This window comes from Xanthobacter aminoxidans, from assembly GCF_023571765.1.
GTDB classification, from domain to species: Bacteria; Pseudomonadota; Alphaproteobacteria; order Rhizobiales; family Xanthobacteraceae; genus Xanthobacter; species Xanthobacter aminoxidans.
Map to the genome: position 1 here is coordinate 166263 of NZ_JAMJXC010000003.1, position 12275 is coordinate 178537.

The following is a 12275-nucleotide window of genomic DNA, read 5'->3' on the forward strand; positions in this document are numbered from 1 at the left end:
TAGGGCTTCCCGCTCTTGTGCAGAATGGCTATAATCTGAAAGCTATTGTTTCACTTTTTGAAATTGGGCTATGGACCGCATCGACGCCATGACCGCCTTCGTCGCCGCGCTGGACGAAGGGAGCCTTGCCGGCGCGGCGCGGCGCCTCGGGCGCTCGCCGGCGGCCATCACGCGGGCCGTGGCGCTGCTGGAGGAGCGGCTGGGCACCCGCCTCCTCCACCGCACCACGCGCGCGCTGCACCTCACCAAGGCGGGCGAGCGCTATCTCGCCGCCTGCCGCGCCATCCTCGCCGAGCTCGCCGAGGCGGATCAGCTCGCAGCGGGGGAGCGCACCGATCCGCGCGGCCTCCTCTCCATCACAGCGCCCGTCACCTTCGGCCGGCTGCATGTGGCGCCGCTGGTGGAGGACCTCCTGGAGGCGAACCCGAAGCTGGAGGCTCGGCTGCTGCTGGTGGATCGTGTGGTGAGCCTGATCGACGAAGGCCACGACGCGGCGGTGCGCATCGGCCATCTGCCGGATTCCAGCCTCGTCGCGACACGGGTGGGGGAGGTGCGCCGCGTGGTCTGCGCGAGCCCCGCCTATCTCGCCGCCCATGGCGTGCCGCAGGTGCCGGCGGACCTCGCCGGCCACCGGATCGTCTCCTTCTCCCAGATCACCGACAATTCCATCTGGAGCTTCGCGCCCGGTCCCGGCGGCGGCTCGCGCAAGCAGGTGACGGTGCGCCCGCATTATGTGGTGAACGGCGCCGAGGCGGCCATCGATGCCGCCGTGCGCGGCCGCGGCATCACGCGGGTGCTCTCCTATCAGGTGGAGGAGGCGGTGGCGGCCGGGCGCCTCGCCTTGCTGCTGGAGGAGTATGAAGGTCCGCCCTTGCCGGTGGCCATCGTCTATCCCGAGGCGCGCCTGCCGGCCGCGAAGCTGCGGGCCTTCGTGACGTTCACCGTGCCCCGGCTGCGAAACCGGCTCGCCGCTTTGCCGGTGTCGTCAGCCGCAAAAAATCTCTCCGGTCGGGAATAAACCGGCTCGCTCCCCGGTCTTGGCCCATGTGGGACGCCCTGAGGCGACGCCCACGCCTCGGCCGGCGCCGCCCCTAACGGGCGCGCGGTCGCAGCGCCGGCAGCGCCCGGCGCCATGCGGAGAGATCCATGAGCAGACACGAACGGCCGTCTTCCGAGACCGCCCCTCGCCCTGACGCCGACGGTATCGACCGGCGCGGCTTTCTTGAGTGCATGACCTGGGCCGGCACCGGAATCCTGTGGTCCATGTCCGGCGGCGTCGCGAGCGGCGTCGGCCTCGGGCGCGCGCTCGCCGCCGAGCCGGTGAAGGCGCTGACCTTCCTGCAGATTTCCGACAGCCACGTGGGCTTCGACAAAGCCGCCAATCCGGATGCGCTGGGCACGCTGCGGGAAGCGGTGGCCCGTATCCGGACGCTGAAGGAGAAACCAGCCTTCATGATCCACACCGGCGACATCAGCCACCTGTCCAAGGACAAGGAATTCGACGACGCCGACCAGATCATCAAGGAGGCCGGCATCCCCGTCTTCTACGTGCCGGGCGAGCACGACCTCCTCGACGACGGCCAAGGCAAGGCCTATCTCGACCGCTACGGCAAGGGTGCGAAGGGTGCCGGCTGGTACAGCTACGACCATGGCGGCGTGCATTTCATCGCGCTCGTGAACGTGGTGAACCTGAAGGCCGGCGGCCTTGGCAATCTCGGCGTCGAGCAGCTGGAATGGCTGGAGAATGACGTCGCCGGCCTGCCGTCCTCGACCCCCCTGGTGGTGTTCGCCCACATCCCGCTCTGGACCGTCTATCCCGAATGGGGCTGGGGCACTGCCGATGGGTTGGAGGCCCTGTCCTACCTGAAAAGGTTCGGCTCCGTGACGGTGCTCAACGGGCACATCCATCAGGTGATGCAGAAGGTGGAGGGCAACGTCTCCTTCCACACCGCACGCTCCACGGCCTTCCCGCAGCCCGCCCCCGGCACCGCGCCTTCGCCTGGGCCGCTGAAGCTGCCGGCCGGCGAGCTGAAGAAGAATCTCGGCATCGCGACGGTCAACTTCGTCCGCGGCTCCGAACCACTCGCCATCATCGACACGCCGCTCGAAGGCTGAGCCGCCCCCGTCGCCCTTCATTCGTCATGGTCGGCTGCGGCCGGCGTCATCCGACAGGAGCTTCATCCGTGAAACGATCGCGTCTTCCCCTTCCGCCGCAGGTTGCGGCGCTCGCCATCTGTCTTGCCCTCGGCGCCCTCGCGACGCCGGCCGCTGCCGAGGAGGTCGCAGTCAGCATCGACAATTTTACCTTCACGCCGGCCGAAGTCACCGTCACGCCGGGCACCACTGTGACCTGGATCAACAATGACGATATTCCCCACACGGTGGTGGATAAAAAGCAGGCCTTCCGGTCGAAGGCTCTCGATACGGAAGGAAAATTCTCCTTCACCTTCACGAATGCGGGAGATTACTCGTATTTCTGTTCCCTTCATCCGCACATGGTCGGAAAGGTCATCGTGAAGGCGGGCGGCTGATGCCCGGTCCGGGGCGGCTACGGCCGCCCCCTCCATCCGGAACGGACATGGAATGATCTCGATTGCGACCTTCCCGCTTGCAGGCGGGCGGCGGTGGCGGGTCCCCGTCGCGGGCGGCAGGCGCGGCGTCTTCGGCGCCGTCGCCGACGCTGTGCGCGCGCTCTTCGCCGTGGCCGCGGCATCGGTGGAGGGCGCCGCCGGGCGCACCGAGGAGGCGCGGCCCGGTCGTCCGCTGACCGCCACGGAGGCGGCGCACTTCCGCGCCAGCATGCTGCCCCATCTCGACGCCGCCTATACCCTCGCCCGCTATCTCACACGCGATGCGGATGCCGCGCAGGATATCGTGCAGGACGCCTATCTGCGCGCCTATCGCGCCTTCGCCGATTTCAAGGGCGGCAGCGCCCGGGCCTGGCTGCTTGCCATCGTGCGCAACTGCCACCTCACCTGGCGCGACCACCGACGCCGCGAGATGCAGCGCCGCGCGCCGGACGCGGTGGCCGCAGAAGAGGGCGGCGACCCGGAAGATGCGATCGATCTGCTGGTGGACGGCGAGACGCCGGAAACCATCCTGCTGCGCCGTTCTCAGGCCGACCGGGTGCGCGGCACGCTTGAGCTGTTGCCCGAACCCCTGCGCGAGGTGCTGGTGCTGCGCGAGCTGGATGAACTCTCCTATCGCGAGATCGCCGACGTCGCGGGCGTGCCGGTGGGCACCGTCATGTCGCGCCTGTCCCGCGCGCGGCGCCATTTCGCCGATTTGTGGGAGCGCGTCGCCACCGGGCCGGAGGCGGTGCTATGAGCGAAGGTCCGGATCGCACACCGGAGCCCTGCGCCGACTGGGACACGCGGCTCAATTCTTACCTCGACGGGGAACTCGACGCCGTTCACGTCCTGGAGGTGGAGCGGCATCTGGCATCCTGTCCGGCCTGCGCCGCGCACCTGCGGGGGCTGGAAAACACGCACACGCTCCTCGCCTCCGGGCAGGCCCGCTGGCCGGTGCCGGAGGGGCTGCGCGAGAGCGTGGTCGCTGCCCTCGCGGCGGAGGCGGCCAATGCCGCGCCGGCGGCGGGCTGGAGCCCGGCGGCGCTGTGGCGCCGCCTGTGGGGCGATGCGGGGCGCACCGTGATACGCGAACGGGTCGCGCGGTGGAGCCTCGTGCCCTCCCTCGCGGTGCTGGCCGTGGCTCTCGTCATCGCCGTGCTGCCGCCGCGCGGGGGCGCCCTGGAGGACGAACTGGTCGCAGGCCATGTCCGGTCCCTGCTCGCCGATCATCTCACCGACGTGGCCTCGTCCAACCAGCACACGGTGAAGCCGTGGTTCGGCGGCCGCATCGACTTCTCGCCGCCGGTGTTGGACCTCGCTGCGCGCGGGTTTCCGCTGGTGGGCGGGCGGCTCGATTATGTGGGGGGACGGGTGGTCGCGGCGCTCGTCTATCGCCGCAATGGCCATGTCATCAACGTCTTCGTCTGGCCGGGCGCATCCGGCGCGCACACGGTGAAGGGCCGCGACGGCTACACGCTCATGGGCTGGAGCGAGGCGGGGCTGTCCTATTGGGCGGTGTCCGACCTCAATCCGGTGGAGCTGAAGGAGTTTCAGGAGGACTTCACCGAGGCGCTGCCGAAATAGCGCGGTGCGTCCTCACGGATCGAGGGCGGCGAGGGCGGGTTTCACCACCCCTTCCAGCAGCTCACGACCGGGCCGCAGGCGCGCCAGCACCCGGAGGCCAAGGTGGACGCCGAGGAGCATCCGCGCCAGTTCCTGCGCGGTCTCCCGGCTCTGGATCGTGCCGTCCGTGCGGCCGGCCTCGATGCGGCGGGTGAGGAAGGCCTCCACCTCGCCGAGGGAGGCGAGCGCGGCGGCGCGCAGCTCAGGGTCGTGTGGCCCCATCTCCACCGCCGCGTTCACCACGAAGCAGCCCTTCATCTCGGGGTCGTCCAGCGCCCGCTCCAGCGTCTCCCGGAAGAAGGTGGCGATGGCGTCGCGCGGGGCCATGCCGGGCGCTTCCAGCCGGCGGATGCGTTCCGCCATGCTGTGGCTCGCATAGCGGTCCAGCGCCTTCTCATAGAGCGTGCGCTTGTCGCCGAAGGCGTTGTAGAGGCTGGCGCCGGTGAGGCCCATGGAGGAGGCGAGATCGCGCACGGAGGTCGCCTCGTAGCCGCGGGTCCAGAAGCAGCGCAGCGCCGCGTCCAATACCTCGCCCTCGTTGAACGCCCTCGGCCGCGCCATAATACCCCGTCTTTCCCGCGTCTTTCCGCGACACCCGGCGCAGCGTAACCCGCGCCGGGCGTTGCGTCATCCGGCCTGCCGTGCGGTCTGGCCGAACAGGATCTTCTTGCCTTCCTCGGTCACCGTCGGTCGCTTGGTGAAGGGCTCGCCCTTCGCGTAGGCCGCGATGGTCGCCGGGCGCGCCGCCACCGCCTCGAACCAGCGCTTCAGGTGCGGGAAGGTGTCGAGATCCTGCTGCTGGCGCTGGTGCGGCACGATCCAGGGGTAGATGGCCATGTCGGCGATGGAATAATCCTCCCCGGCCACGTTCGCGCTCTTGCCGAGGCGCGTGTTGAGCACGCCGTAGAGACGGTTCGTCTCCTTCACGTAGCGCTCCATGGCGTAGGGAATGCGCTCCGGCGCGTACTGGACGAAATGGTGGTTCTGCCCGGCCATGGGACCGAGCCCGCCCACCTGCCAGAACAGCCATTCCAGCACGCTCTTGCGCCCGCGCACGTCGGCGGGAATGAAGCGGCCCGTCTTCTCCGCGAGATAGAGCAGGATGGCGCCGGATTCGAACACCGGGATGGGCGCGCCACCATCGGCAGGGGCATGATCGACGATGGCCGGCATGCGGTTGTTGGGGGCGATGGCCAGAAAATCCGGCTTGAACTGGTCGCCTGCGCTGATGTCCACGGGGACGATGTTGTAATCTATGCCCGCTTCTTCGAGAAACATCGTGATCTTGTGACCGTTCGGGGTCGGCCAATAATGCAGGTCGATCATTCGGGATCATCCATGACATGTCGTGCCGCCGCCGAGATCTGGCATGCGGCAGTATTTTGCGATGCGGACAGCTTGCGCAGGTGTCCGATGCGTGCATTCTATATCAGTCGTTCTAAAACGCAAACGCGCCCGCTTCGGCGGCTGCCAGCGAAGGGTGATCCCGTTGATCCGCTTATATTTCCATCCCACGCCCAACCCGGCCAAGGTCGCGCTCTTCCTGGAAGAGACGGGCCTTCCCTACGAGGTGATCCCCGTGGACACCGCCAAGGGCGAGCAGCACCTGCCGGCGTTCCGCGCCATCAATCCCAACGGCAAGGTGCCGGCCATTGTCGATACGGACGGGCCGGGCGGCGGCGAGGCGCGGGTGTTCGATTCCACCGCGATCCTCATTTATCTCGCGGAGAAGACCGGCCGTTTTGGCGGTGATCCCAAGGACCGGCCGGAGCTGCTCTCCTGGCTGCTGTTCCTCGCCAGCGGCCTCGGGCCGTTCTCCGGTCAGGCGGTGCACTTCCAGCACGCCGCGCCCGAGGGGCTCGGCTATGCCGTGAACCGGTACCGGCGCGAGGCGGAACGGCACTATCAGGTGCTCGACGACCTGCTCGCCACCCGCCCCTACATCACCGGCAAGGACTACACCATCGCCGACATGTCGGCCTGGGGGTGGATCCTTCGTGCGGCGCGTGTGCTGAAGGGCGAGGACGATCCCCTGGCGCGCTTCCCGCACATCAAGCGCTGGTTCGCCGAGATCGACGCCCGCCCCGCCGCCGCCCGCGCCCGCGCGGTGGGCACCGATCACGCCTTCAAGCCCATGGGCGATGAGGAATCCCGCAAGGCACTCTTCCCCTCCAACTATCCCCCGGCTGCGGAGTGAAGGGGCAGGCAACGCCATGAAGATCAAGGGAAAGCGAATCCTCCTCACCGGCGGATCGAGCGGCATCGGCCGTGCCATCGCCACCGCTCTGGCGGCAGACGGCGCACGCCTCGTGCTCACCGGCCGCCGGCCAGAGGTGCTGGCGGAGGCGGTGGGCGCGCTCAAGGCGTCCGGCGCCGAGGTCCACGGCATCCCTGGCGACGTGACCGATCCTGCGGACCGTGCGGCCATGCTGGACGGCGCGGTGGCGGCTCTGGGCGGCCTCGACATTCTCATAAACAATGCCGGCGGCGTGCGCGCCGGCCGGCTGGAGGAGACGAGCGAGGCCGACATCCGCGCCATGATCGAGGTGGACCTGATCGCGCCCATCCTCCTCACCCGCGTTGCGCTGCCGGCGCTGCGGGCGAGCGGCGAGGGGCTGATCGTGGACATCACCTCCGCCATCGCGCTCATCGGCATGCCGTTCTACGCCACCTATGCGGCGGCGAAGGCTGGCCTCGCGCGCTTCGACGAGGCGCTTCGGCGGGAACTGGCGGGAGAAGGCGTGCGCGTCCTCACCGTCTATCCCGGCGCCACCGACACGCCCATGATGCGCAGCAGCCGCGCCGGACCGGAGGTCGGTTTCAGCCGCGAACCTGCCGAGGCGGTGGCCGAAGCGGTTGTCGCCGGCATCGCGGCCGATGCCTTCGAGGTGGTGCGGGGCGGCGAGGCGCGGGCGCAGATGATCGCGCTCAACCGCACCGACCCGCTCGCCCTCGATGCCCGCTTCGCCACCCTCAAGGACGCCCTCGGCGAAGCCGTGCGCGACCACGCAGCCCTCTAGGCGCTCACGCCTCCACGCCGATGCCACGTCGCCCTGCCGGTCGATCACCGACAGGGCGGCGGCGGTGCCGACCCGCTCCGGTTATGAGCGTATCGAGGTCGTTCAGCGCCCGGCGTCAGCGACATTTAATTCCGGAATCCTGTTGGTGCTCCAGCGACAAAGAGCGATCGCGCTGACTCTGTAGACACTCTTTGACGATCTCCGGCGGTCCCTGTCGATCTTTTGCGGGATTTCGCGACATTGAGCGGGATTCCGTGGGATGGGGCTGTGCGCGCGATCGTCACCGGCGCGAGCGCAGCCGCTTCCAATAGGCGTAAGCGGCAGTTCGGGACGGGGTGCGGTTCGAGCCGAACTGGATGCGGCACGCCTCAAGCGCTTCCACCAAGCGACCGCGACCAAAGCTTTCGGCCAAGAAGGTGGTAACCTCCATATCTCGCTCCACCGGAGACCTCGACGGCACGGCGGGGACCGCTGGGGCAGGACTATCGTGAGCTTCTCGCCGCTGACATTCGAGAAGCGCGGCGTAGTCGGTAATGGGGATCGTCACCACGGCCACGCCCGCGATGGTCGCATAGAGAGGAAATGGCTCGGGTTCGTTGGCGTGGTCTTTCATGGGGTCGATGACCTCAGCGGAACAGGTGATCGTCGCCGCAGCTCGCGCTATATTCGACGGGTAGAGGAACACACTCAGGGGATTTGCAGACGTGAGCGCGGCGCTTCAGGAATGGGAAGTCAAGGTAGCGCTCTCCCGCCGCTATTACGATCGGTTCGGCGAGCAGTCCCTTGGGCACTTCAATGACTTCGCACAGGCCGCGGACGAGATGATTCTCGTGATGGAGCGCTCTCTGGAGCGCGGCACTCCGATGACAGAGGGCGAGCTGGCTTGGCTCAACCGGCATGTTCGTGCGGACGTGATCTACTGATCGGGACACCGTGCTTGCCGACGCGCCTTCTCAGGGTGCCGCATTTCCCGATTTACCGTTGAACCGTTCGGTTCCGACTTCGTCGGAGTGGAAAGCCGGCCGCCGTCTGCGTCGCGCTCTTGCCGCAGCGCTACGCGTTCAGTGACGGCGGCCGGCCGCCTCGGCCGCACTCCCCATGGAACCGGAAGGAGTGCGGCGAGCCGGTTAGGACAGCCAGGCAGACACGATGGGCTTGGCTGTGCCCGCCCATTCGTTCTGCACCGCCACGGAGGTGCCACCCACCGTGACAATGCGCGTGCCATTGTTGAGCAGGCGCATGGCCGCGCCTTCAAGCGCGGTCGGCACGACGATGATGTTCGGTTTCACACCCAGCGGGCGGCCGCCGTCGCCGCGCAGGTTCATCATCGCGGCGCGCGCCGCCTCGTAGTTCTCGGCCGTGAGTTCTGCCTTTGAGGCATAGGCGAGCTGCCACAGGCCAAAGCCGGCATTGGATCGGGCACGCACGCCATAGACGTACTCGTCCTTCCAGAACACGTTGGCGTCGCCATCGTCATTCAGCGGCGTGAGCCGGTAGGGAATGCGCTCCTGATAGACCATCGGCTTGATAGCCCGGCTGCAATCCAGCAGGAACCAAGCCGGCCCGGAGCCGGCCTGCATGTTGCTGGCGGACACCACCTCGCCGGCCGCGTTCTGCACCGGATGGTCGGTGTCGAAGAAGTATTGCTTGTCGTAGCAGGTGGTGGTGAAGCCCTGCGAAAGCAGAGAAAAGACAAGCTCATCGGGATGCTCGGCCGCGCTCTTTCCCATCTCCTCCATTATGGGCGAGAAGACCCCGTAGCGATCATCTTCGATGTAAGTCCGGCCAACGCTGACCGTGCTTTCGAACTTCTTGTTCGTGATCGCATAGGAGTGGGCGGCGAGGTTGTGCACCACCCTATCGCCCACCCACTCGCGCATCTTGGGAAACTGGCCGAGCCACCCATAGGTCTCAGCCGAGGCCGAAGACGGCACCACCATCGCAACGTCGCGATAGGCGCTGTCCGCGCCGCCATAACCCTTGGTGAAGGCGGCGTTGAAGGCATTGAAAAGGCTGTCGAGATTGCCGCGATTGACAAGCATGGCTCACGCTCCAGTTTCAGTGAAGGCGCGGGCCTTCGCATAGTCTTCGGCGGTGACGCCCATGCGTTCGCAGATAACGCGCTCCTCTTCAGAGAGGTGCGTCGCTCTGTGCTGCGCCGCGATCTGGCGGCCCGTCGCCTTCGGATCGACAATCCGGTTGAAGGCGCCACGGGTGCGCTCAACGAAGGCATCGAAGGCGGGCTTGTTCACTGTGCAGAGGGCGACCCCCCAGGTGCGCAGCGCGGGCGGCAAGTTGCCGTGCCCGATCTGGCGGGACACGTGGTCTTCCGCCGCCTGCCGCGAGATGCCGCAATTCAGCCGGTTGACTTCGGCGACGGCATTTTCGAGCACCCCTATGGGCACAAACTGGCTGGGATCGGGCTGGGAGGCGTGGGCGGAAGCGGTCAGGTCGCCCACCTTCGCGAGGATGTCGGCGGCGGTAGCATCGGCGGCGAGCCCGAGAAGGGTTCGCAAGTTGTTGAGCAAGGCGTCGACTTCGGTCGGGTCCATGGGTGTCTCCGCACGCGCAAGGGCGGTCAGTTCAAGGTTTGGATGGTTGGTGAGGGCGGCGCGAAGGAGGCACGTCACGGTGCCATCCGTCGTGTGGTGGAAGACCGGCGAGAGATAGCGATACTCACGTTTGGCGAGGAAGGCGGAAGCCGTCTCTGTCCATTTCACCCGGCCCCAGATGCCGTTGGCGCGGGTTTGCAGCGCATCGATCCATCCAGCGGCAGGAGCGGGTTGACCGTTCTTCGGTGCAAGGTCGGTCTGATGCTCGTAGTCCACCACCATGGCGCGAGAGCCGGCCATCAGCTGGGTTTGCCGAAGCACCGGAGCCGCGTCGCCGAGGCGATAAGGCCCCCGACCGTCGCGGCCGGAGAAGGTGCCGAGCGGCAGGAGATGGATCCATGTTTCCGCAGCACCTGTCGCCTCGGTGCAAAGCGCGATGCTGGTGCGGGAGGGGGCGGACGGCGCGGCCATCAGGCTCCCTCTCTGTCTTTGCCGGTCCGGCCGTACTCAAAAAGTATCCGGTGGACCGTCGCAGCGGAGCAGCCCGCCGCGCGGCAAATCTCATCGTAAGACAGGCCACGGTCCCGATAGGCGAGAACACGCCAAGTCCGTGCGACCGGGACCTTAAGGTACTCACCGCCCTTTGCTGCCGAAAGTCGTTCTAGGGCGTCATTCCCGAGGATGGGAAACAAAACGCTGGTGTCGATGGATTTTCTTACGCCGGTTGGAACATAAATGCGGCTTCCGGATGCGTACTCTATCAATTTTAGCGTCATATCCGGGCCAATGGAAGATATTAGCTCTTCCAATTCGCGCGGATGTGGCGGAAGTGTTGCTTGGTCGTACATCAGGTTCGCATCTCGTGTTCGACCTTCGCGAAGTTTCGTACTTCTCTCGTTTGATGATTACGTCATGCCCCAGCATTGAGGTAATGCCCCTAAGCGGGGGCATATCGAGCGATACGATCAGGTCCGAGGCGCTCCGACGATTCCTTTGCCCCTTATCCGCTTCGCACCGAAATCGCCTAATATCCGGTAGACCGTTCGTTCAGTGGTCCCAGCGCGGCGAGCAATTTCGGCGACGGACAGACCTTTTGCTCGGTAGATGAGAATTCGCCAGCTGAGGGCACGGGGCACCATGAATGCAAGGCCCCCAAATTTTCCGGCCAACTTCTCGCAGGCATTCGCGCCTATCAGGTCCGATATTTTTGACTGATGAAAATCGCGCGAGCTTACATAAATTCTGGTTCCGCCGAATGCCTCGATAAGTACTAATGCAGCATGTGGACCAATGAGTGCGACGAGCTTTTCTTCGCCGCCAGTCGGAAGTGGGAGGCCGCTATTTTGGTCCAAGCGCATCTCGAATTTGAACGGGGGCTGATATCCGCTACCGGACGATGCGCTATAGAAAGCTCATGCTCGCACCTGACAGCAATGATGACAGGTGCAGGCTGAGAGGTTCGGTTTCGGGAGGGCGATATCTGTGCAGCGCAGGACGATCCCGGCCCGTGGCTCTCAGGCGTGGCCGCCAAGGGGGTACGCCATCCTCCCCGTAGCGCAGGCCCGCAGCCAAGGCGGGATCAACGAACCGGACCGGCGAATTTCCCGGTTGTCAGGGCGGCCACGATCACAGCGTGCCATCAGTTTCGGGAGGGCGCAAATTCAGGGCTTGGATGGGCCAACCGCCGCGCTGTGCCTGAGCGGAGCCGTTGAGAGGCGAATAAGAGGCCTAAGATGCCACTTGGAGCGGCGACGGCTCGGCGGGTAGGGAATGTGTGCGCAACGGAAGGAAAAGGGGCGTCACCGCGCCCCGGATGCGTTTTCGGCTACGCGGGCCAATTTCCGCCGGATCATCGCCCGAAGGCCATTGATGGCTTTGGCGGCCGTCTTGCGATCCGCGAAGCGCAGGGCGCTGATTTGATAGCTGCGTTCCAGCCAGGAGTTCAGCGCCGCCTCGTTGTCGTTCTCCGCCCACTGTTGCCAGAGCTGGCGAAGCAGTTCCACCTGACTCGGTGTTGCCATGCCCGGGCGCTCGCCATAGGTGCGTTTGGTCCAGTCGGACCGGAAGCCGAGCGAGGCGAAATAGATCATCGCGGCATCGAAGCCGCGCTGATCGAGGTCGCGGGCGCTCATGGCGCCGCCGCACTTATAGAGAATGGCGCGGTATGTGATTTCGTCGAGCTTCAACCGCGCCTTGGCGACATGGAGCAGCCCGATCTGCTTGCTATTCAGCGGCATGGGCGGTGCCCTTGACGCCCGAGTTTCGGAGCGAATGAAGAAGTTGATGATGTCGGTGCGCGATCTCGCCGATGTTTTCCAAGCTGCTTGCAACTGCGCCAGCGATAAGGCCGGCACCGATCATGGCCTTGGGACTCCAATCTGTATTTTCGGAGAGGAGTGATTCGCTAATGAAGTGGGAAATATGTGCAAGGTTGTCCGCTATGCAGGATATTTCTTCGTGTCCGCTCTCAAACAAATTCGGATCTATGAGGTGAAACATTGGCGTCTCCT

General features: G+C 66.0%; 15 protein-coding genes. 8 read left to right on the forward strand and 7 right to left on the reverse strand.

The features are described 5' to 3' along the window. The first annotated feature begins 70 nt into the window (after window positions 1-70). The 5 genes from EJ105_RS06240 (at window position 71) to EJ105_RS06260 (ending at window position 4154) form a co-directional block, all read left to right on the forward strand. Entirely contained in the window at window positions 71-1018 is a 948-nt protein-coding gene (locus EJ105_RS06240) for a LysR family transcriptional regulator (protein WP_029558828.1), read from the forward strand. Window positions 1019-1146: 128 nt separating this feature from the next. Next, a complete protein-coding gene (locus tag EJ105_RS06245; RefSeq protein WP_250165658.1) occupies window positions 1147-2115 on the forward strand; it encodes a metallophosphoesterase family protein in 969 nt (322 codons plus the stop codon). Window positions 2116-2183: 68 nt separating this feature from the next. Next, window positions 2184-2531 (forward strand): cupredoxin domain-containing protein, encoded by a 348-nt coding sequence (locus tag EJ105_RS06250; RefSeq protein ID WP_250165659.1) that lies wholly within the window; start codon window positions 2184-2186, stop codon window positions 2529-2531. 52 nt (window positions 2532-2583) lie between these two features. Next, a complete protein-coding gene (locus EJ105_RS06255) occupies window positions 2584-3327 on the forward strand; it encodes a sigma-70 family RNA polymerase sigma factor (RefSeq protein WP_250165660.1) in 744 nt (247 codons plus the stop codon). Then, window positions 3324-4154, forward strand: a complete 831-nt coding sequence (locus tag EJ105_RS06260) for an anti-sigma factor family protein (RefSeq protein WP_250165661.1) — start codon at window positions 3324-3326, stop codon at window positions 4152-4154. Before EJ105_RS06255 ends, EJ105_RS06260 begins: the two co-directional genes overlap by 4 nt. 12 nt (window positions 4155-4166) lie before the next feature. Here the strand turns inward: EJ105_RS06260 and EJ105_RS06265 are convergent, their stop codons facing one another. Together EJ105_RS06265 and EJ105_RS06270 are read right to left on the reverse strand one after the other, a co-directional pair. Then, window positions 4167-4754: a TetR/AcrR family transcriptional regulator gene (locus tag EJ105_RS06265; RefSeq protein ID WP_250165662.1), complete on the reverse strand. Its 588-nt coding sequence runs from the start codon at window positions 4752-4754 to the stop codon at window positions 4167-4169. Between the two features lie 66 nt (window positions 4755-4820). Beyond that, the gene (locus EJ105_RS06270; RefSeq protein WP_250165663.1) at window positions 4821-5519 is read right to left on the reverse strand and encodes a glutathione binding-like protein; all 699 of its coding nucleotides are present in this window, start codon (window positions 5517-5519) and stop codon (window positions 4821-4823) included. A gap of 163 nt (window positions 5520-5682) precedes the next feature. On the opposite strand from EJ105_RS06270, the gene EJ105_RS06275 reads away from it, so the two are divergent. Continuing rightward, on the forward strand, window positions 5683-6390 hold the full coding sequence (locus EJ105_RS06275) for a glutathione S-transferase family protein (RefSeq protein ID WP_250165664.1): 708 nt from the start codon (window positions 5683-5685) through the stop codon (window positions 6388-6390). Between the two features lie 16 nt (window positions 6391-6406). Next, window positions 6407-7213 (forward strand): SDR family NAD(P)-dependent oxidoreductase, encoded by an 807-nt coding sequence (locus EJ105_RS06280; protein ID WP_250165665.1) that lies wholly within the window; start codon window positions 6407-6409, stop codon window positions 7211-7213. Between the two features lie 280 nt (window positions 7214-7493). Here the strand turns inward: EJ105_RS06280 and EJ105_RS06285 are convergent, their stop codons facing one another. Continuing rightward, window positions 7494-7826 carry a hypothetical protein gene (locus EJ105_RS06285; RefSeq protein WP_250165666.1) on the reverse strand — a complete coding sequence of 111 codons (333 nt, stop codon included), beginning with the start codon at window positions 7824-7826 and terminating at the stop codon, window positions 7494-7496. A 91-nt stretch (window positions 7827-7917) separates the two neighbouring features. On the opposite strand from EJ105_RS06285, the gene EJ105_RS06290 reads away from it, so the two are divergent. Beyond that, window positions 7918-8136 (forward strand): hypothetical protein, encoded by a 219-nt coding sequence (locus EJ105_RS06290; protein WP_250165667.1) that lies wholly within the window; start codon window positions 7918-7920, stop codon window positions 8134-8136. A gap of 204 nt (window positions 8137-8340) precedes the next feature. Here EJ105_RS06290 and EJ105_RS06295 read toward each other — a convergent pair whose 3' ends face one another. The 4 genes from EJ105_RS06295 to EJ105_RS06310 all read right to left on the reverse strand — a co-directional run bounded on the left by EJ105_RS06295 (window position 8341) and on the right by EJ105_RS06310 (window position 12264). Continuing rightward, window positions 8341-9255, reverse strand: coding sequence for a Mu-like prophage major head subunit gpT family protein (locus tag EJ105_RS06295; protein ID WP_250165668.1), 915 nt, complete (start codon window positions 9253-9255; stop codon window positions 8341-8343). A 3-nt stretch (window positions 9256-9258) separates the two neighbouring features. Further along, entirely contained in the window at window positions 9259-10236 is a 978-nt protein-coding gene (locus EJ105_RS06300) for a phage protease (RefSeq protein WP_250165669.1), read from the reverse strand. Window positions 10237-11564: 1328 nt separating this feature from the next. Beyond that, complete coding sequence (locus EJ105_RS06305; RefSeq protein ID WP_250165670.1) at window positions 11565-12002, reverse strand: regulatory protein GemA; 438 nt, start codon at window positions 12000-12002, stop codon at window positions 11565-11567. Then, a complete protein-coding gene (locus tag EJ105_RS06310) occupies window positions 11989-12264 on the reverse strand; it encodes a hypothetical protein (RefSeq protein WP_250165671.1) in 276 nt (91 codons plus the stop codon). The genes EJ105_RS06305 and EJ105_RS06310 overlap by 14 nt, the downstream gene beginning before the upstream one ends. Window positions 12265-12275 lie beyond the last annotated feature (11 nt).

Bases quoted from the DNA above. Each gene is read 5' to 3' on its own strand.
- EJ105_RS06280 (WP_250165665.1), top strand. From the start codon at position 6,407: ATGAAGATCAAGGGAAAGCGAATCCTCCTCACCGGCGGATCGAGCGGC.
- EJ105_RS06260 (WP_250165661.1), top strand. From the start codon at position 3,324: ATGAGCGAAGGTCCGGATCGCACACCGGAGCCCTGCGCCGACTGGGAC.
- EJ105_RS06240 (WP_029558828.1), top strand. From the start codon at position 71: ATGGACCGCATCGACGCCATGACCGCCTTCGTCGCCGCGCTGGACGAA.
- EJ105_RS06265 (WP_250165662.1), bottom strand. From the start codon at position 4,754: ATGGCGCGGCCGAGGGCGTTCAACGAGGGCGAGGTATTGGACGCGGCG.
- EJ105_RS06300 (WP_250165669.1), bottom strand. From the start codon at position 10,236: ATGGCCGCGCCGTCCGCCCCCTCCCGCACCAGCATCGCGCTTTGCACC.
- EJ105_RS06245 (WP_250165658.1), top strand. From the start codon at position 1,147: ATGAGCAGACACGAACGGCCGTCTTCCGAGACCGCCCCTCGCCCTGAC.
- EJ105_RS06285 (WP_250165666.1), bottom strand. From the start codon at position 7,826: ATGAAAGACCACGCCAACGAACCCGAGCCATTTCCTCTCTATGCGACC.
- EJ105_RS06295 (WP_250165668.1), bottom strand. From the start codon at position 9,255: ATGCTTGTCAATCGCGGCAATCTCGACAGCCTTTTCAATGCCTTCAAC.
- EJ105_RS06305 (WP_250165670.1), bottom strand. From the start codon at position 12,002: ATGCCGCTGAATAGCAAGCAGATCGGGCTGCTCCATGTCGCCAAGGCG.
- EJ105_RS06270 (WP_250165663.1), bottom strand. From the start codon at position 5,519: ATGATCGACCTGCATTATTGGCCGACCCCGAACGGTCACAAGATCACG.
- EJ105_RS06255 (WP_250165660.1), top strand. From the start codon at position 2,584: ATGATCTCGATTGCGACCTTCCCGCTTGCAGGCGGGCGGCGGTGGCGG.
- EJ105_RS06310 (WP_250165671.1), bottom strand. From the start codon at position 12,264: ATGTTTCACCTCATAGATCCGAATTTGTTTGAGAGCGGACACGAAGAA.